Here is a 15,499-nt window from a genome sequence, read left to right as displayed (position 1 = left end):
GGTCACGTGGCCCTGCTCACGCCTTTGGTGCGAGGCGTGTGGGCCGGGTCACTCCGAGGGGGCCGTGCCCGTGTCCGGACGCACCACGCCGAGGATGGGCATCGAGCCCGCGCCCGCGATCGTGACCGAGCGCCCCGGACGCGGAGCGTGCACGACGGAGCCGTCGCCGACGTACATGCCCACGTGGCTGGCGTCGTCGAAGTAGATGATCAGGTCGCCGGGCCGCATGTCCGCGACGTCGACGCGCTTCAGCTGCTTCCACTGCTCCTGCGAGGTGCGCGGGATCGACTTTCCGGCCGCCACCCAGGCCTGCGAGGTCAGGCCGGAGCAGTCGAAGGCCTTCGGGCCCTCGGCGCCCCACTGGTACGGCTTGCCGACCTGGGCGGTGGCGTACTCGACGGCCTTCCTGCCCCGCTCGGTCGCCTCGGCGTCGAGATCCTCGAGGATGCCGGAGTCGAGCCAGGCGGTCTGGGCCCTGGCCTGGGCTTCCCGCTCCAGCCTGGCCAGGCGCTCCTTCTCCTCCTGCGCCAGGTCGGCCTCCAGCTTCTCGGCCGCCGCGATCTGCTTCTCGATCTTCTTCTGGGCGGTGGCCTTGGCCTTGCGGTTCGCCTCCAGCTTCTCGAACTGGGCGGAGGCGTCCGCGGCGTAGGCCTTCAGGTCCTGCTGGGTGCGCGCCATCTCGCCGAGCAGGCCCTTGGTCGCGCGCTGGCCCTGCATCACCCGGCCGGTGCCGTCGAGGAAGTCCTCGGGGTCGTCGCTCAGCAGCAGCTTGGCCTCGTCGGGGAGGCCGCCGGTGCGGTACTGGGAGCGGGCCGCCGCACCCGCGCGGTCCTTCAGTCCGTCCAGCTTCTCCTGGCCCTTGACGATCTTCTTGGCCAGTTCGACGATCTCGGCGGACTGCCGGTCCGCCTTCTCCTCGGCGGCGTTGTACTCGTCCGTGGCCGAGGCCGCCGCGCGGTAGAGCTTGTCGAGCTTTTTGCGTACGGCTTCCAGGTCCTTGTCGGGCGTGGCCGCCGGGGCGGGGGAGGCGCTGGGGGTGCCGGGCGACGGGGTGGGGCCGGGATCCGCGAACGCCGTGCCCGGTGCCGCGAGCACGGTGACCGCGCAGACCACGGTCACGGCAGCGGCCATCAAGCCATGCTTCCCCGTACGCATACCTCGCCCCCAAACTGATTAACCGTCAGTAACATAGGTCGCCTGGGGGATCGTGCCATGCCGCCGAGGAAAGCGACAGAGGTCGTGCTTTCCTTCTCCTTCCCCCCTTCTGTCTCGCCGTACGACGATTCCCCCGCTGTGTGACGAACGCCGCACGGAGATCGTTCCCGACCGTCGGTTCAGGCGCGCGGCGCCAACGCCTCCCACCGCACCGTCACTTCGCCCTGGCGCCACCGCACCGGCCCGTCCGTCACCGGCCAGTCGGCCGTCAGGTCCCGCACGGCCCGCATCCAGCGCTGGCGGGCGCCGTAGGAGGCGTAGGGTGCGGCGGCGGCCCAGGCCCGGTCGAAGTCGCGCAGGAAGGCGTGCACGGGTTCCCCGGGGACGTTGCGGTGGATGAGCGCCTTCGGCAGTCGTTCCGCCAGGTCGGAGGGGCGGTCGAGGGAGCCCAGCCGGGTCGCGAAGGTGACCGTGCGCGGCCCTTCGGGCCCGAGCGCCACCCACACGTGCCGGCGCCCGATCTCGTCACAGGTGCCCTCGACCAGGAGCCCGCCGAGCGAGTGCTCCGACGCCGGCGCGAGGCGCGCGCACAGCCGCTGCCAGACGGCGGCGACCTCGCCCTCGTCGTACTGGCGCAGCACGTTCGCCGCGCGGATGAGGAGGGGCCGGCGGGAGAGGGGGACCTCGAAGCCGCCGTGCCGGAAGACGAGCCCCGCGCGCGCGTACGGCTCGGCCGCCGCCACCCGCGCCGGGTCGATCTCCACGCCCACCACGCGCACGTGCGGCGCGACCGTGCGCAGGCGGTGCAGCAGCTCGACGGCGGTCCAGGGGGCGGCGCCGTAACCGAGGTCGACGGCGACGGGGTCGGCGGCGCGGCGCAGTTCCGCACCGTGCGCGGCCGCGATCCAGCGGTCCATGCGGCGCAGCCGGTTCGGGTTGGTCGTCCCGCGCGTCACCGTGCCGACGACCTGGGGCCCCTTGCCCGACGGTCGGGGCCGGGAGCGGGGGTGGTCGGTCGGGCGGGGCGGCATGCGTACGAGGGTATGCGGCCGGTCCTCGCGGGAGATGTGCGGCCGGACCTCGCGGGGGTGTGCGGCCGGTCCCCGCGGGGGTGTGCGGTCGGTTCCGTCGCCCGGGCGCGGCTCTCCCGTCCGACGCTTCTGACGCAACGCCCCCTCGAACGGTTGATCGATCAGCGGTAATGATTCGGCAAAGGTCGGGAAACCGGAAATGGAGCACCGTCATCCGGTGTTCCCACCTCTTGGAGGGCGGCGCGTGTCCTCCGACCGGCATGCCCGCAGCGAGGAGGATCGGCTCGTGAGCCAGTACGTCAGCAGGCTCGGGCGTCGCTCACCGGCGGCTTCCCCGCGGCTCCGGCTGCTGCGCAGGCCCCGCCGCGTCGCCATGCTCTCCGTGCACACCTCGCCGCTCCACCAGCCCGGCACCGGCGACGCCGGCGGCATGAACGTCTACATCGTCGAACTCGCGCAGCGCCTCGCCGCGATCAACATCGAGGTCGAGATCTTCACGCGCGCGACGACCGCCGCCCTGCCGCCCACCGTCGAGCTGGCGCCCGGCGTCCTGGTCCGGCACGTCGACGCGGGCCCCTACGAGGGCCTCGCCAAGGAGGAGCTGCCGGCCCAGCTGTGCGCCTTCACCCACGGAGTGATGCAGGCCTGGGCCGGTCACCGCCCCGGGTACTACGACCTGGTCCACTCCCACTACTGGCTCTCCGGCCACGTCGGCTGGCTCGCCGCCCAGCGCTGGGGCGCCCCGCTGGTGCACGCCATGCACACCATGGCCAAGGTCAAGAACGCCAGCCTGGCCGAGGGAGACACCCCCGAACCGGCCGCGCGGGTCATCGGCGAGACGCAGATCGTCGCCGCCTCCGACCGCCTGATCGCCAACACGGCCGAGGAGGCCGACGAACTCGTCCGCCACTACGCCGCCGACCCGGCGAAGGTCGCCGTCGTCCACCCCGGCGTGAACCTGGACCGGTTCCGCCCCTTCCCCAAGGGCTCCGACCCCGGCACCGGGGACGTGGCGTCCGCGCGCGCCGCCGCCCGCGCCCGCCTCGGACTGCCCCAGGACGCGCTGATCCCGCTCTTCGCCGGCCGCATACAGCCCCTGAAGGCGCCGGACGTGCTGCTGCGCGCCGTGGCCGTGCTCCTCGACGAACGCCCCGAGCTGCGCTCCCGCATCGTCGTCCCGGTCGTCGGCGGCCCCAGCGGCAGCGGCCTCGCCAAGCCGGAGGGCCTGCAGAAGCTCGCCGCGCGGCTCGGCATCGCCGACGTCGTACGGTTCCGCCCGCCCGTCGGCCAGGAGCAGCTCGCCGACTGGTTCCGGGCCGCCTCCGTGCTGGTGATGCCGTCCTACAGCGAGTCCTTCGGACTGGTCGCCATAGAGGCGCAGGCCGCCGGCACGCCGGTGCTCGCCGCGGCCGTCGGCGGTCTCCCGGTGGCCGTGCGCGACGGACACACCGGCCGGCTCGTCGAGGGCCACGACCCCGCCGCGTACGCGCGCGTGCTGCGCGACTTCGCCGACAACCCGGAGCTGACGTCCCGGATGGGCGAGGCCGCCGCCCGGCACGCCCGGTCCTTCGGCTGGGACAGCTCCGCCGCCGCGACCGCCGACGCCTACACGGCCGCGATCCAGTCCCACCGCCGTCGCGTACGCTCCCACCATGGCTGACGCACAGAAGGCGGCACAGGTCCTGGAAGGCGCCCTGAAGGACGCCGAGCTGGAGTGGGAGAGCCCCGAGCCCGGCACCTACGTCGCCAAGCTCCCCGGCACCCGCAAACTGTCGACGACGGTCTCCCTGATCGTGGGCCGGCACTCGCTCTCCCTGAACGCGTTCGTCATCCGCCACCCCGACGAGAACGAACCGGCCGTCCACCGCTGGCTGCTGGAGCGCAACCTCAAGCTGTACGGCGTGAGTTACGCGGTCGACCGCCTCGGCGACATCTACGTCACCGCGAAACTGCCCCTGGCCGCCGTCACCGCCGACGAGGTCGACCGCCTCCTCGGCCAGGTCCTGGAGGCCGCCGACGGCTCCTTCAACACCCTGCTGGAGCTGGGCTTCGCGTCCGCCATCCGCAAGGAGCACGCGTGGCGGACCTCGCGCGGGGAGTCGACGCGCAACCTGGAGGCGTTCCAGTACCTGATCGAGCGCTCCGGCGACTGACCCGGCCCCCGGCTCAACGTCCGCTGGTGCGGTACCGCCCCGGCGTGACCCCCACCAGCCGCTTGAAGTGCCGGGTCAGGTGCGCCTGGTCGTAGAAGCCGGTGGCCGCCGCCACGTCCGCCGGGGTCCGCCCCGCCAGCAGCAGCCGCCGGGCCCGGTCGACGCGGCGGGACATGAGGTACTGGTGCGGCGCGATGCCGTAGGCGCCGCTGAACGCCCGTACGAGGTGGGCCGGATGCGCGGGCAGGAGCGAGGCCGCCTCCTCCAGCCCGATCCCCGGCACGACCCGCTCGTCGAGCAGCTCCCGCAGCCGCCGCGCGAGAACGGGGTCCCGGCGCACACCGCTCGGGCCGTCCCCGGGCCGCAGGTGCTCGTGCAGCCGCTCGCCGATCAGGGTCAGCCTGCTGGCCGCCTCCAGCTCGTCACCGGGCCGGGAGAGCGCGGCGTGCAGCAGCCCGACCCGCCGCCGCAGCACCGGGTCACGCAGGTCGGGAGCGTCGACGGCCGGCCCGATCAGGTCGTCGCCCAGCCGGGTGGCGTCCAGGTACAGGACCCGTTTGCGGAAGCCGTCCGGGGTGGCGGGGGAGCCGTTGTGCGGCACGTGCGGCGGCAGCAGCGACACCGTGTCGTGCGGGGTGCCGTGCTCGTGCCGGTCCAGGTCGTACCGTACGGCCCCGGCGTCGACGATGAGCAGCGTCCACGCGTCGTGGACGTGCATCGGGTAGGCGTACTCGGTGTAGTGGGCGTGGAAGACCTCGACGACGCCCGGGACGCGGGGTCGCCAGGCGGAGACGTTCCGCTGGTCGTTCCGCCGGTCGGCCATGCAAAAAACGTACAAGACCCGACCGCGCGCCGAGCGGCAGTCTCACTCCATGAGCACGCACGACGCTGACGAACCCATCCGCTTCGACACCAAGATCGCTGTCCTGCTGCGCGAGGACCTGGAGACCTGGCAGCGCCTCAACGTCACCGCCTTCCTGGTCAGCGGCCTGAGCACGCAGTTCCCCGAGGTGATCGGGGAGCCGTACGAGGACGCCGACGCGGTGGGCTACCTGCCCATGTTCCGGCAGCCGGTGCTGGTCTTCGAGGGCACCAAGGAGACGCTGACGAACGCCCACACGCGTGCGTTGTCCCGCGCCCTGCCCCGCGCGCTGTTCACCTCCGACCTCTTCACCACGGGCAACGACCGCGACAACCGCGCGGCGGTGCGGGCGGTCGCCACGGCGGAGCTGGACCTGGTGGGCCTCGCGGTCCACGGCCCGAAGAACGCGGTGGACAAGGTGCTGAAGGGGGCGCGGATGCACCCGTGAGGGCGGAGGGGTGCACCCGTGGGGGCGGAGGGGTGCACCCGTGGGGGCGGGGAGAGGGTGCACCCGTGGGGAGGGAGGGGCGCGCCCCTCGGGTGGGAGAGGGTGCACCCGTCGGGACGGGGCGGGCAGGGGTGCCGGCGCTCCGGCGCTCGTCAGGCGGTGCCGACCTCGGTCCTCGTCGGCGCGGCGGCGTCGGAGGGGCCGGGCTCGGAGAAGTCGGGCTCGGAGGAGCCGGGTCCGGGGCGGGCCGTCGCCTCGTCGTCCTCGCGCGGCAGCCCCCGCATGAGCGCCCAGTACCCCGCCGCCGCCACCGTGCCGACGACCGCGCAGACGCCCCAGAGCCACTCGGCGCCCCAGTGGTCGATGACGAAGCCGGACATCAGCGGGGCGACGAGGGCGGCGACCGCCCAGGACATGGTGTACATGCCCTGGTAGCGCCCGCGCCCGTGCACGGGGGAGAGGCGGACGACGAGGCCGGTCTGGGTCGGGGCGTTGACGATCTCGGCCAGCGTCCACACGCACACGGTGAGCGCGAACACGCCGACCGACCCGGCGAAGGCGGTGAGCCCGAAGCCGTACCCGGCGAGCAGGGACGAGGCGACGAGCAGCAGCCGCGGGTCCCGGTGCTGGATGAACCGGGTGACGGGAATCTGCAGGACGACGATCAGGACGCCGTTGACCGCGATGGCGAGGCCGAAGTCCGCGGGCGTGAACCCGGCCTCGCCCATGGCCACCGGCAGCCCCACGTAGGCCTGCTGGAAGATCAGGGCGATGAGGAAGGACAGCCCGACGACGCTCATGTAGCGCCCGTCGCGCAGGACCGTCCCGAGGGAGACGGCCGGCGCGCCCGCCGCGGAGGCGTCGGTGGCCCCGCCCTTGCCGGACGCCGGCTCCGGCCGGGACTCGGGCAGCTTGACGAAGACGAGGACGGCGCAGGCCATGGTCATGCCCGCTTCGATCAGGAACCCGGCGAGGTAGCTGGCCTCGGCGATGAACCCGGCCGCCATGGAGGAGACCGCGAAGCCGAGGTTGATGGCCCAGTAGTTGAGCGAGAAGGCCCGGATACGGTCCTCGGGGCGCACGATGTCCGCCATCATCGCCTGGACGGCGGGCCGGGAGGCGTTGCTGGCCATGCCGACCAGGAAGGCGACGGCCGCGATGGCGACCGGGTCGCGCACGAAGCCGAGCAGGGCGACGGACAGCGCGGTGGAGACCTGGGCGACGAGCAGGGTCGGCCGCCGCCCGAACCGGTCGGTCATCACCCCGGCCCCCAGCGAGGACACGACCCCGCCGAGCCCGTGCAACGCGGCGACCATCCCGGCGTACGAGGCCGAGTACCCGCGGTCGATGGTCAGGTACAGCGCCATGAAGGTGGCGACGAAGGCACCGAGCCGGTTGACCAGGGTGCTGGTCCACAGCCACCAGAACTCGCGGGGGAGCCCGGAGACGGTCTCCCGTGCGGCACGTCTCAGTCCGGCGACTGGCATGGGACCCCCGTCAGGTTGGCGCGACCGGCAGCTGTAAGCGGCGGACGCGACACACGCGTCTTACGAACCCCCTACGACGCACAACCTACGAACGGTCGGCCCGGCCCGGCCAGTCGATTAGCACTTCCCGTCAACCGTCCGTCCATCGGGCGCCCCGCGCGGACGGTGAGGGGGTTCGATTACGCTCGGACCCATGGCCGACGCACCGTACAAGCTGATCCTCCTCCGCCACGGCGAGAGCGAGTGGAACGAGAAGAACCTGTTCACCGGCTGGGTGGACGTCAACCTCACCCCGAAGGGCGAGAAGGAGGCGACGCGCGGCGGCGAGCTGCTCAAGGACGCCGGCCTGCTGCCCGACGTGGTCCACACGTCCGTGCAGAAGCGCGCCATCCGCACCGCCCAGCTCGCGCTGGAGGCCGCCGACCGCCACTGGATCCCCGTCCACCGCCACTGGCGCCTCAACGAGCGCCACTACGGAGCCCTCCAGGGCAAGGACAAGGCCCAGACCCTCGCCGAGTTCGGCGAGGAGCAGTTCATGCTGTGGCGCCGCTCCTACGACACCCCGCCGCCCGCGCTGGACCGCGACGCCGAGTACTCCCAGTTCTCCGACGCGCGCTACGCGACCCTCCCGCCGGAGCTGCGCCCGCAGACGGAGTGCCTCAAGGACGTCGTCGTCCGGATGCTCCCGTACTGGTTCGACGCGATCGTCCCCGACCTCCTCACCGGCCGCACGGTCCTGGTCGCGGCCCACGGCAACTCGCTGCGCGCCCTGGTCAAGCACCTCGACGGCGTCTCGGACGCCGACATCGCGGGCCTGAACATCCCGACCGGCATCCCGCTCTCCTACGAACTGGACGCCGAGTTCAAGCCGCTCAACCCCGGCGGCACCTACCTCGACCCGGACGCGGCCGCGGCGGCGATCGAGGCGGTCAAGAACCAGGGCAAGAAGAAGTAAGCGCTCACGAGTAAGCCCCCTACCTGCGGTTTCTCCGCCAGGAGGGGGCTTTTCGCTGCCTGTGGGCCGCCTCCCGCCGTCAGTGCGATGGGGCCGTGTGCTCTCCGGGCTCCGGCTCCTGTCTCCACTCCGCTCTCGCGCCGGCGCTCTGGAGCACAGCGACAGCGGACTGGGCCCTGTACGCACACAGACCCCCAAGGAGGGTGACGGGCGCTTGGCGCGCCAGGACCCGGCTGTGCCACAAGCTGTGCCCGGTCACCTTGCGCACTGCCAGGATCACATCCATCTCGCGGGGCCCGCAGTTGACCAGCATCACCTCGTGGGACGGGTCGTCGCAGAGCAGCGTGTAGTAGTCGGTGGACTCCTCGTCGGACATCTCGCCCCTCCTGCCTCAGCGAACGGGAGCGTATGCGCCCTCGAAGACGGCAGCCACGGCTTTTCGGGTGCGCCGGCGGCTGCTCGGCATGAGATGGGCACCTACAGAGTTGGGCCGGGGCCGGACTGGCCCAGGTGTTCTGCGAGGGCGCTCAGGCCGGCCAGGCGTTGGCCATCTCGAAGGAGACCACCGTTCCACCGAGGGGGCAGGCCGCGGAATGCCAGGAGTCGGCGATGGAGTCGACCAGGAGCAGTCCTCGTCCGTGCGCCTCGTCGGCGTCGGGGTGCCGCAGCCGCACGTGCTCCGGGAGTCCGGGATTGTGCACCTCGACCCGGAGGGAGGTCCCCTCGCGGAACCATTCCAGACGGACGACCCAGGGCTCGTCCGACCGGCCATGGACGACGGCGTTGGTCACCAGCTCCGAGATCAACAGGACACAGTCGTCGACGGAACAGGCCGGGTCGTAGGGGGTGATGAATTTCCGGAACCAGCGCCGGGCGCGAGGTACGGATTCCGCCACGGGCGGCAGGAACATCGCGCCGAGACGCGGAGATTCCTCGCAGGGGTGACGGTCGACGATGTAGGCCATCGGACTCGCTCTCACTGCCCGGGGTGGCGGTAGCGGCGGAGGCCCCAAGGGCTCCCCGGGTCAGGGAGCTTGGTCTTGGCCGCGCCGACGCGCGTCGGTGTAGTCACTGTCGCCGCCGACCGCATGTACCCCACGGCAGTCGAAGGATCGGTCCCGAATGGCGCCATACGACACTCCTCGCCTCGGAGGTCACCGCGACCTCTCTAGACATGTACGTTAGTGCATGCTCTCTAGAGATGTCCCGTGAATCGCGTGAAGCGACCTCGTGCAGGCGGGCCCGCACGTCGCGGCTACACGCAGCGAGCGAAGCCTCAACCCGTGGCCTAAGGTGTCTAGAGAAGAGAGGGAGGTCCACGGGATGGCCAGCACCGAAGACGACCGTCGGCCCAAGTACCAGAGGATCGCGGACGCTCTGCGCGAGGCGATCCGGTCGGGCGAGTACGGTCCCGGTGAGCGGCTTCCGGGGGAGAACGACCTCATGGCCACGTACGGCGTGGCCCGTATGACGGCCCGCCAGGCCCTGGGTGTCCTCCGTGACGAAGGCGTCGCCGAAGCCCGCAAGGGAGCCGGTGTGTTCGTCCGCGAGTACCGGCCCCTCCGGCGCCGGGGCATCCAGCGCCTGGCCCCGCAGCAGTGGGGCGGCGGCCGCTCCATCTGGTCGGCGGACATCGAGAACCGGTCGCTCGAGGTCGACCGGATCACCGTGTCCGAGGAGGCCGCCCCCGACCGCGTGGGCAGGGTCCTGGAACTCGCCGGCGAGGAGACGGTGTGCGTGAGGCGCCGACGCTTCGTGCTCGACGGCAAGCCCGTCCTGCTCGCGACGAGCTATCTGCCCGCGTCCCTGGTCGCCGGGTCGGCGATCACTCAGGAGGACACCGGGGCGGGCGGTACGTACGCCAGGCTCGCCGAACTCGGCCACGAGCCCGTGCACTTCCGTGAGGAGATCCGCTCGCGTATGCCGTCGAAGGACGAGGCGGCGGAGTTGAGCATGTCCGCCGGGACACCGGTCATCCTCATCTGCCGCACGGCATTCACGGACGAAGGCCGTCCGGTCGAGATCAACGAGATGACGCTGGACGCAGCCTCGTACATCCTGGAGTACGACTTCGACGCCTGAACCCGTGCTGTGCACGCGTCGGTGACCGACCGTCACGCCGTCTTTACGGGGTGGGGAGTACGCTGAGGGGACCGAGGGCATCAAGCACGCCGGTGGCGGACCGGCTCCACCCCCGGTGACCATCGGCGGTTCATCGCCCAGAACGGTCCACCCGCCCCGCATCCTCCCGCCTTGTGCGTCCGCGCCCGTGCCGGCGATCCCGTGGTCACGGCAGGCCGGTCGGCCTTTCCCTCTCCCGGGGATCTCCGGGGGCCGGCGCCGGTCCGAGGGGCTCAGGGAATGGGCGCGTCCCGCACCGCGGCCCGGAGTTCCGCTCATGCCGCTCGACACCCCCGCCCGAACCCGTCTCAGCGCCGGCCATGGGCGTACGACGGGACAGGAACAGCGCCGCGCTCCCTCCCCAGCCGTGCCACGGAACGTCGGCCGCGGTGATCCGCTCGCGGCCCGCCTCGTCAGAGAGAAATCACGTGATCGCCGCAACCCCGGCCACACCGCCCCCTCTTCCCCTGCTCCGCCTGCGCCTCACGCCCCGCGGTGTGCTGCCGCGCCGGATCGACGGGGTGTGGTGGCCGCACTCCCGCGACCTTCTGGCGCAGCTCCCTCAGCTGCTCGCCGCGCTGCCGACCGCGTGGGGCGACATCGTCAGCGTCACCGTGAACGGCGCCGCCTGGTCGGCGGGGCCGGGCCGCATGCTCGTCGCCAACCAGGTCGTGCACCTGCACAAGGCGGCCGCGCGGCACGCCCCGGACACCGTCGTCCTGCTCTCCCCCGGCCATGGCCGCTGGGACCTGCTCGTCGTGCCGCCGGACACCACGGAGGAAGCCGCCGCCACTCTCATGGCCGCCGCCCTGGACGACCGCGCACCCGGCACCGACGGGGGAGTCTGAGGACCGTCTCCGACGCGGGTGTTGGGCCGACGGTGTGGGACCCACCGGCCGGGGTACCCATGGCCGCCGGAGTTCGCGCCGCCGTAGGTACGTCCGTGTGTCCACCCGTCCGCAGCGCCTCCTTCGGGTGCCGCTTCGCGCCGCCCGCCCCCTTCTCAGAGAGCTTCGCCTCATGACCACTGTCACGGCCCGCGCACCCCGTTCCGACCACCCCGGCAGCGACTTCGCCCGGCTGTCGAAGAAGATCACGGAGGCAGGACTGCTGGGGCGCCGCCCCGGCTACTACACCTTGCGGATCAGCGCCGTCGCCGGGCTCTACATCACCGGCTGGGCCGCGTTCGTCCTCGTCGGCCCCTCCTGGTGGACGCTGGCGGTCGCCGCCTTCATGGCCGTCCTGTACGGGCAAGTGGCCCTGGTCGCCCATGACATGGCCCATCGTCAGGTCTTCCGCCGGCGCCGGGCGAGCGAGGTGTCCGGGCGGATCGCCGCGTCCTGGATCGGCATGGGCTACGGCTGGTGGCAGGACAAGCACACCCGTCACCACGCCAACCCCAACACCGAGGACCTCGACCCCGACATCGACCCCGACCTGCTCGTCTGGACCCAGGAGCAGGCCCGTGCCGCCACGGGGCTGCCGCGTCTGCTCGGCCGCCGGCAGGCGTTCCTGTTCTTCCCCCTGCTGACGCTGGAGGGCTTCAACCTGCACGTGTCGAGCGGCAGGGCGATCGCCAACCGCTCGCTCAAGCACCGGGCGCTCGACGGCACCCTGCTCTTCGCGCACTGCGCGGTCTACCTGACCGCCCTGTTCTGGGTGCTGCCGCTCGGCATGGCGTTCGCCTTCCTCGCCGTCCACCAGTGCCTGTTCGGCGTCTACCTCGGTTCCGTCTTCGCGCCCAACCACAAGGGCATGCCGATCCTGTCGGCGGACAACCGCCCGGACTTCCTCCGCCGCCAGGTGCTCACCTCGCGCAACGTCGACGGCGGCCGGTTCACGGACTTCGCGCTCGGCGGCCTCAACCACCAGATCGAGCACCATCTGTTCCCGAGCATGCCGAGCCCCAATCTCCGCAAGGCCCGCATCATCGTCCGGCAGTACTGCCGGGACCTGGGCGTGGAGTACGCGGAGACGGGGCTGATCACCTCGTACCGGCTGGTGCTCGGCAGCCTGCACCGGGCCGGCGCACCCCTGCGAGAGGCCCGCGTCCGGGGTTAGGCGCCGAGCGCCGTACAGGAGGGCGCCGCCGCTTCAGCCGGCTTCGGCGTCGAGGGCTCCGGCCGGCGCGTCCCTGTCCAGGAGGGCGACGCGCCGACCGGAGCAGCGTCGCCTCCCGTCCGGTGGCAGCCGGTCGAGGACGCTCAGCAGGGCCGGTGGGCCCGGGATCACACCGTCTTCCGGTGGGTACGGCGTCGCGGGCGCAGCAGCCGTCCGCGTCCGCCGTCCCGGTGCTCCCGGTGCTCCCGGTGCTCCCGGTGCTCGTCGGTGCCGCTGGACGCGGCGGTCCCGCGGTGGGCGGCCTGCCCGGCGGGGGACCCCTGGCCGGGCGCGACCACGCCGTCGCGGCGGTAGTGGAAGGCGGCGATCCGTTCACCGTGCAGCGAGTTGAGCCGGTGGATGAGGAACGCCCCCGCCGCGATCACCGCCAGCAGCACGATCACCATCACGAAGGTGTCCACGGTCCTCACGCCCTTTCCGGCCGGTCCGCCGTCGCCGCACCGGTCACTCCGTCCTGCGCCGGGACGACGGGCGTACCGGCTTCGTGTCCCCCCTCGGACTCCCAGACCGCCATCCCGTCACGGTCGACGCGGGCGGTCGCCGTCAGGCTCGCGGCGTCCGCCATCAGGCGGGTCGCGGTCGCGGCGCGGCGAGGGTCGCTCGCCGCCGCCATCAGCCAGGCGGCCGTGGCGGGAGACGTCTGCGGGGGCACCACCAGCAGGTTCCAGCGGCCCACGTGGTAGGAGAGCAGCAGGAGTTCGTGCGCGTCCTGTTCGAACCGGAGCCAGCCCGTCTTCACCACGTGCCCTGCCACGGGCACCTTGCGCGGGACGACCGGCCACTGCGCGGGATTGAGCGTGACCCGGGTGATCCGTCCCCACAGCGGGTCGAGCACGGCCGCCAGAGCGGGCAGTTCGGCCGTGAGATCACGCGAGTGCGGCCACCAGGCACCGTCCAGCAGGAGCGGTGCGGAACCGGCGGGAGCGAGCGACAGCCGCAGGGCCGGAGCGGAGCGTCGGCCTTCGGATGTCGTCGGGCCTTCGGATGTCGCCGGGCCTTCGGATGTCGTCGGGCCTTCGGATGTGGTCGGGCGGGAGATGGTCGCAGTCATGGCGGGCGCCCTGCCCCAGGCCGACCGGAGACGGCCCGGCGTATTCGATCACCGATAACGACCCAGGCGCGAATGCCCGTGCTCGAAATGTCCTCGGTCTTTTCAGCGTACTCCTCGTGGCGCCCCCGCGGCCCCTGCGTACGGCGGTCCTCGTCGCGGGCGGCGCGTCCCGCGTCCCGGTGAGATGCGTGTCCCCGGATGTGGGTGGAGGGTGGAGGGAGCGGTTGCCGGCCGCCGAGCCGGGGCGTGGGGGCATGACGTGCACGGAGTGCACGAGGGGCGCGGGGGCTGGGGCGGCGAGGCCGTTCGCGACCTGAGCAGCCTGATTCCGCTGATGGGACTTGAGGCCATTCATGGAAACCGAAACGAAAGCCACTCTGGGCGCGGCCCTCGCGGCCGGATACGTCCTGGGACGCACCAAGAAGGGCAAGGTCGCCGTCGGGGCCGCCTCCGTTCTCGCAGGTCAAGGGCTACTGACCCCGAAAAAACTGATCACCCGAGCGCTGCGCACGGTGGCCGAGAGTCCTCAGGCCACACAGCTGCTGGGCCAGGTCCGCGGCGAGCTGATGGACTCCGCCCGGACCGCGCTGTCCGCGTCCGCCGACCGCGGTCTGGGAGCCCTGGCCGACTCGCTGCAGCAGCGCACCGCGTCTCTCGCGGAGCGACTCGACGACGAGGAAGAAGGGCCGGACAAGGACTCGGAGGCGGAGGACGAGGAGCAACCGGACGACGAGGAGCGGCCGGACGACGAGGATTCCGACGGCGACGACTCCGCCGACGACGATTCCGACGGTGAGGAGGAAGGAGACGAGGAACCGGGCGACGACGAGGAAGAGCAGGAAGAGGAAGCAGAGGCGCCGCCCCCTCGAAGCCGGGCGAAGAAGGCTGCCGCGAAGCGGGCCGGAGCCGGAGCGCCTCCGGCGAAGAAGGCTCCCGCCAAGGAGAAGGCCGCCGCGTCGAAGCCCGCGGGCAAGAAGGCCGCCGCCTCGAAGCCCGCGAGTAAGAAGCCCGCCGCCGGTGGGACGTCGTCCCGCAGCAGCCGTAGGAGGTAGGCCATGGCCAAGACGGAGGAGAAGTCCACTCCCGCCGATGCTTCGGGCCTGGACCGGCTCAAGGAGCAGGTGGCGGCGTACGCCACGGCGCAGGGCCAGCGGATGGCGGACAAGGCCGGAGGCAAGATCAGTGATCTCGCGCAGGGTCTGGGAGACGTCGGCGACGGCAACAGCACGTTGCTCAACGTCGGCAAGCGCGTCCTGGGTGAGGGGGATTCGCCGGTCAAGGCGTTCCTCGGCGAGAAGACAGGGGAGGTGAAGGACAAGGTGGTCGACACCGTCAAGGGCGCCTTCGGCCGCGGGGGCAAGGCGGGCAGCGTCAAGGTCACGAACATCGTCGAGGTCGTCGACGTCGGCAAGCCACTGCGCACCGTGTACGACCGCTGGACTCAGCTCGAGGAGTTCAGCTCCTTCACCAAGGGTGTCCAGAGCGTCTCCCAGTCGGATGAGACCGAGAGCGACTGGAAGGCCAAGATCGCCTTCTCCAGCCGCAGCTGGAAAGCCACCGTGCAGGAGCAGATCCCGGACAAGCGCATCGTCTGGAACTCCGAGGGGGCCAAGGGCACCACGCGCGGCGCCGTCAGCTTCCACGAACTGGCTCCGGAACTCACGCGCGTCGTCGCCGTGGTCGAGTACTACCCGTCCGGCTTCTTCGAGAAGACCGGCAACATCTGGCGCGCGCAGGGGCGTCGCCTGCGACTCGACCTCAAGCACTTCCTGCGGTACGCCACCCTCTCCGACGACGAGGACCTCGAGGGCTGGCGCGGCGAGATCCGCGACGGCGAGGTGGTCCGCTCCCACGAGGAGGGCCTGGAGGCGGACGGTCGGGACGACGAGGACCAGGACGAGAAGGAGCAAGAGGACGAGAAGGAACAGGACGAGAAGGAACAGGACGACGAAGAGCAGGACGACGAGTCCGAAGAGGGCGACGCGGACAACGGCGACGACCGGTACGAGGACGACGAAGAGGACGACGAGGAAGACGAGGACGACGAGGAGTACGAGGACGACGAGGACCGGTAGGTGCGGGCCGGAGGGGCCCCGCGGAGTAGAGTGATCGCCC

17 protein-coding genes are annotated in these 15,499 nt (G+C 71.9%); 9 read left to right on the top strand and 8 right to left on the bottom strand.

All coding sequences use genetic code 11. From position 1 onward, the window contains the following. Positions 1-48 precede the first annotated feature (48 nt). Positions 49-1,155 carry a C40 family peptidase gene (locus tag SAM23877_RS16495; protein ID WP_079030247.1) on the bottom strand — a complete coding sequence of 369 codons (1,107 nt, stop codon included), beginning with the start codon at positions 1,153-1,155 and terminating at the stop codon, positions 49-51. 179 nt (positions 1,156-1,334) lie between these two features. Continuing rightward, positions 1,335-2,072, bottom strand: a complete 738-nt coding sequence (locus SAM23877_RS16490; RefSeq protein ID WP_053142553.1) for a hypothetical protein — start codon at positions 2,070-2,072, stop codon at positions 1,335-1,337. Between the two features lie 400 nt (positions 2,073-2,472). Between SAM23877_RS16490 and mshA the strand changes: the two genes are divergently transcribed. Further along, positions 2,473-3,846, top strand: coding sequence for a D-inositol-3-phosphate glycosyltransferase (gene mshA, locus SAM23877_RS16485; RefSeq protein WP_053133248.1), 1,374 nt, complete (start codon positions 2,473-2,475; stop codon positions 3,844-3,846). Next, on the top strand, positions 3,839-4,339 hold the full coding sequence (locus SAM23877_RS16480) for a type III secretion system chaperone family protein (RefSeq protein WP_053133245.1): 501 nt from the start codon (positions 3,839-3,841) through the stop codon (positions 4,337-4,339). Before mshA ends, SAM23877_RS16480 begins: the two co-directional genes overlap by 8 nt. 13 nt (positions 4,340-4,352) lie before the next feature. Here SAM23877_RS16480 and SAM23877_RS16475 read toward each other — a convergent pair whose 3' ends face one another. Further along, positions 4,353-5,162 (bottom strand): helix-turn-helix transcriptional regulator, encoded by an 810-nt coding sequence (locus tag SAM23877_RS16475; protein WP_053133242.1) that lies wholly within the window; start codon positions 5,160-5,162, stop codon positions 4,353-4,355. 49 nt (positions 5,163-5,211) lie between these two features. Between SAM23877_RS16475 and SAM23877_RS16470 the strand changes: the two genes are divergently transcribed. After that, positions 5,212-5,649, top strand: a complete 438-nt coding sequence (locus SAM23877_RS16470; protein WP_053133240.1) for a DUF2000 domain-containing protein — start codon at positions 5,212-5,214, stop codon at positions 5,647-5,649. A 152-nt stretch (positions 5,650-5,801) separates the two neighbouring features. On the opposite strand, the gene SAM23877_RS16465 is transcribed toward SAM23877_RS16470, so the two are convergent. Further along, positions 5,802-7,136: an MDR family MFS transporter gene (locus SAM23877_RS16465; RefSeq protein ID WP_053133237.1), complete on the bottom strand. Its 1,335-nt coding sequence runs from the start codon at positions 7,134-7,136 to the stop codon at positions 5,802-5,804. 193 nt (positions 7,137-7,329) lie between these two features. Here SAM23877_RS16465 and SAM23877_RS16460 point away from each other — a divergent pair, with 193 nt between their 5' ends. Continuing rightward, positions 7,330-8,091, top strand: a complete 762-nt coding sequence (locus SAM23877_RS16460; protein WP_053133235.1) for a phosphoglyceromutase — start codon at positions 7,330-7,332, stop codon at positions 8,089-8,091. A gap of 79 nt (positions 8,092-8,170) precedes the next feature. On the opposite strand, the gene SAM23877_RS16455 is transcribed toward SAM23877_RS16460, so the two are convergent. Together SAM23877_RS16455 and SAM23877_RS16450 are read right to left on the bottom strand one after the other, a co-directional pair. Continuing rightward, positions 8,171-8,467, bottom strand: coding sequence for a ribosomal protein L7/L12 (locus SAM23877_RS16455; RefSeq protein ID WP_053133232.1), 297 nt, complete (start codon positions 8,465-8,467; stop codon positions 8,171-8,173). Between the two features lie 151 nt (positions 8,468-8,618). Further along, positions 8,619-9,056, bottom strand: coding sequence for an ATP-binding protein (locus SAM23877_RS16450; RefSeq protein ID WP_053133229.1), 438 nt, complete (start codon positions 9,054-9,056; stop codon positions 8,619-8,621). A gap of 358 nt (positions 9,057-9,414) precedes the next feature. Here SAM23877_RS16450 and SAM23877_RS16445 point away from each other — a divergent pair, with 358 nt between their 5' ends. The 3 genes from SAM23877_RS16445 (at position 9,415) to SAM23877_RS16435 (ending at position 12,273) form a co-directional block, all read left to right on the top strand. After that, the gene (locus SAM23877_RS16445; protein WP_053133225.1) at positions 9,415-10,173 is read left to right on the top strand and encodes a GntR family transcriptional regulator; all 759 of its coding nucleotides are present in this window, start codon (positions 9,415-9,417) and stop codon (positions 10,171-10,173) included. Positions 10,174-10,640: 467 nt separating this feature from the next. Then, positions 10,641-11,060 carry a DUF5994 family protein gene (locus tag SAM23877_RS16440; RefSeq protein WP_053133221.1) on the top strand — a complete coding sequence of 140 codons (420 nt, stop codon included), beginning with the start codon at positions 10,641-10,643 and terminating at the stop codon, positions 11,058-11,060. Positions 11,061-11,232: 172 nt separating this feature from the next. Beyond that, positions 11,233-12,273 (top strand): fatty acid desaturase family protein, encoded by a 1,041-nt coding sequence (locus SAM23877_RS16435; protein WP_053133218.1) that lies wholly within the window; start codon positions 11,233-11,235, stop codon positions 12,271-12,273. A 167-nt stretch (positions 12,274-12,440) separates the two neighbouring features. Here SAM23877_RS16435 and SAM23877_RS16430 read toward each other — a convergent pair whose 3' ends face one another. After that, complete coding sequence (locus tag SAM23877_RS16430; RefSeq protein ID WP_342342861.1) at positions 12,441-12,743, bottom strand: hypothetical protein; 303 nt, start codon at positions 12,741-12,743, stop codon at positions 12,441-12,443. Continuing rightward, the gene (locus SAM23877_RS16425) at positions 12,740-13,384 is read right to left on the bottom strand and encodes a DUF5994 family protein (RefSeq protein ID WP_053133215.1); all 645 of its coding nucleotides are present in this window, start codon (positions 13,382-13,384) and stop codon (positions 12,740-12,742) included. Before SAM23877_RS16425 ends, SAM23877_RS16430 begins: the two co-directional genes overlap by 4 nt. 353 nt (positions 13,385-13,737) lie before the next feature. Between SAM23877_RS16425 and SAM23877_RS16420 the strand changes: the two genes are divergently transcribed. Further along, positions 13,738-14,436 (top strand): hypothetical protein, encoded by a 699-nt coding sequence (locus tag SAM23877_RS16420; RefSeq protein WP_053133212.1) that lies wholly within the window; start codon positions 13,738-13,740, stop codon positions 14,434-14,436. A 3-nt stretch (positions 14,437-14,439) separates the two neighbouring features. Continuing rightward, positions 14,440-15,459, top strand: a complete 1,020-nt coding sequence (locus SAM23877_RS16415; RefSeq protein WP_053133209.1) for an SRPBCC family protein — start codon at positions 14,440-14,442, stop codon at positions 15,457-15,459. Positions 15,460-15,499 lie beyond the last annotated feature (40 nt).

Origin of the sequence: Streptomyces ambofaciens ATCC 23877, from assembly GCF_001267885.1 — a bacterium.
GTDB classification, from domain to species: Bacteria; Actinomycetota; Actinomycetes; order Streptomycetales; family Streptomycetaceae; genus Streptomyces; species Streptomyces ambofaciens.
The sequence above is the reverse complement of the archived record's forward strand: the minus strand, read 5'-3'. Positions and strand labels throughout refer to the sequence as shown.

Bases quoted from the DNA above. Each gene is read 5' to 3' on its own strand.
- SAM23877_RS16420 (WP_053133212.1), top strand. From the start codon at position 13,738: ATGGAAACCGAAACGAAAGCCACTCTGGGCGCGGCCCTCGCGGCCGGA.
- SAM23877_RS16475 (WP_053133242.1), bottom strand. From the start codon at position 5,162: ATGGCCGACCGGCGGAACGACCAGCGGAACGTCTCCGCCTGGCGACCC.
- SAM23877_RS16460 (WP_053133235.1), top strand. From the start codon at position 7,330: ATGGCCGACGCACCGTACAAGCTGATCCTCCTCCGCCACGGCGAGAGC.
- SAM23877_RS16490 (WP_053142553.1), bottom strand. From the start codon at position 2,072: ATGGACCGCTGGATCGCGGCCGCGCACGGTGCGGAACTGCGCCGCGCC.
- SAM23877_RS16415 (WP_053133209.1), top strand. From the start codon at position 14,440: ATGGCCAAGACGGAGGAGAAGTCCACTCCCGCCGATGCTTCGGGCCTG.
- SAM23877_RS16495 (WP_079030247.1), bottom strand. From the start codon at position 1,155: ATGCGTACGGGGAAGCATGGCTTGATGGCCGCTGCCGTGACCGTGGTC.
- SAM23877_RS16425 (WP_053133215.1), bottom strand. From the start codon at position 13,384: ATGACTGCGACCATCTCCCGCCCGACCACATCCGAAGGCCCGACGACA.
- SAM23877_RS16445 (WP_053133225.1), top strand. From the start codon at position 9,415: ATGGCCAGCACCGAAGACGACCGTCGGCCCAAGTACCAGAGGATCGCG.
- SAM23877_RS16470 (WP_053133240.1), top strand. From the start codon at position 5,212: ATGAGCACGCACGACGCTGACGAACCCATCCGCTTCGACACCAAGATC.
- SAM23877_RS16455 (WP_053133232.1), bottom strand. From the start codon at position 8,467: ATGTCCGACGAGGAGTCCACCGACTACTACACGCTGCTCTGCGACGAC.
- SAM23877_RS16450 (WP_053133229.1), bottom strand. From the start codon at position 9,056: ATGGCCTACATCGTCGACCGTCACCCCTGCGAGGAATCTCCGCGTCTC.
- SAM23877_RS16480 (WP_053133245.1), top strand. From the start codon at position 3,839: ATGGCTGACGCACAGAAGGCGGCACAGGTCCTGGAAGGCGCCCTGAAG.
- SAM23877_RS16465 (WP_053133237.1), bottom strand. From the start codon at position 7,136: ATGCCAGTCGCCGGACTGAGACGTGCCGCACGGGAGACCGTCTCCGGG.
- SAM23877_RS16435 (WP_053133218.1), top strand. From the start codon at position 11,233: ATGACCACTGTCACGGCCCGCGCACCCCGTTCCGACCACCCCGGCAGC.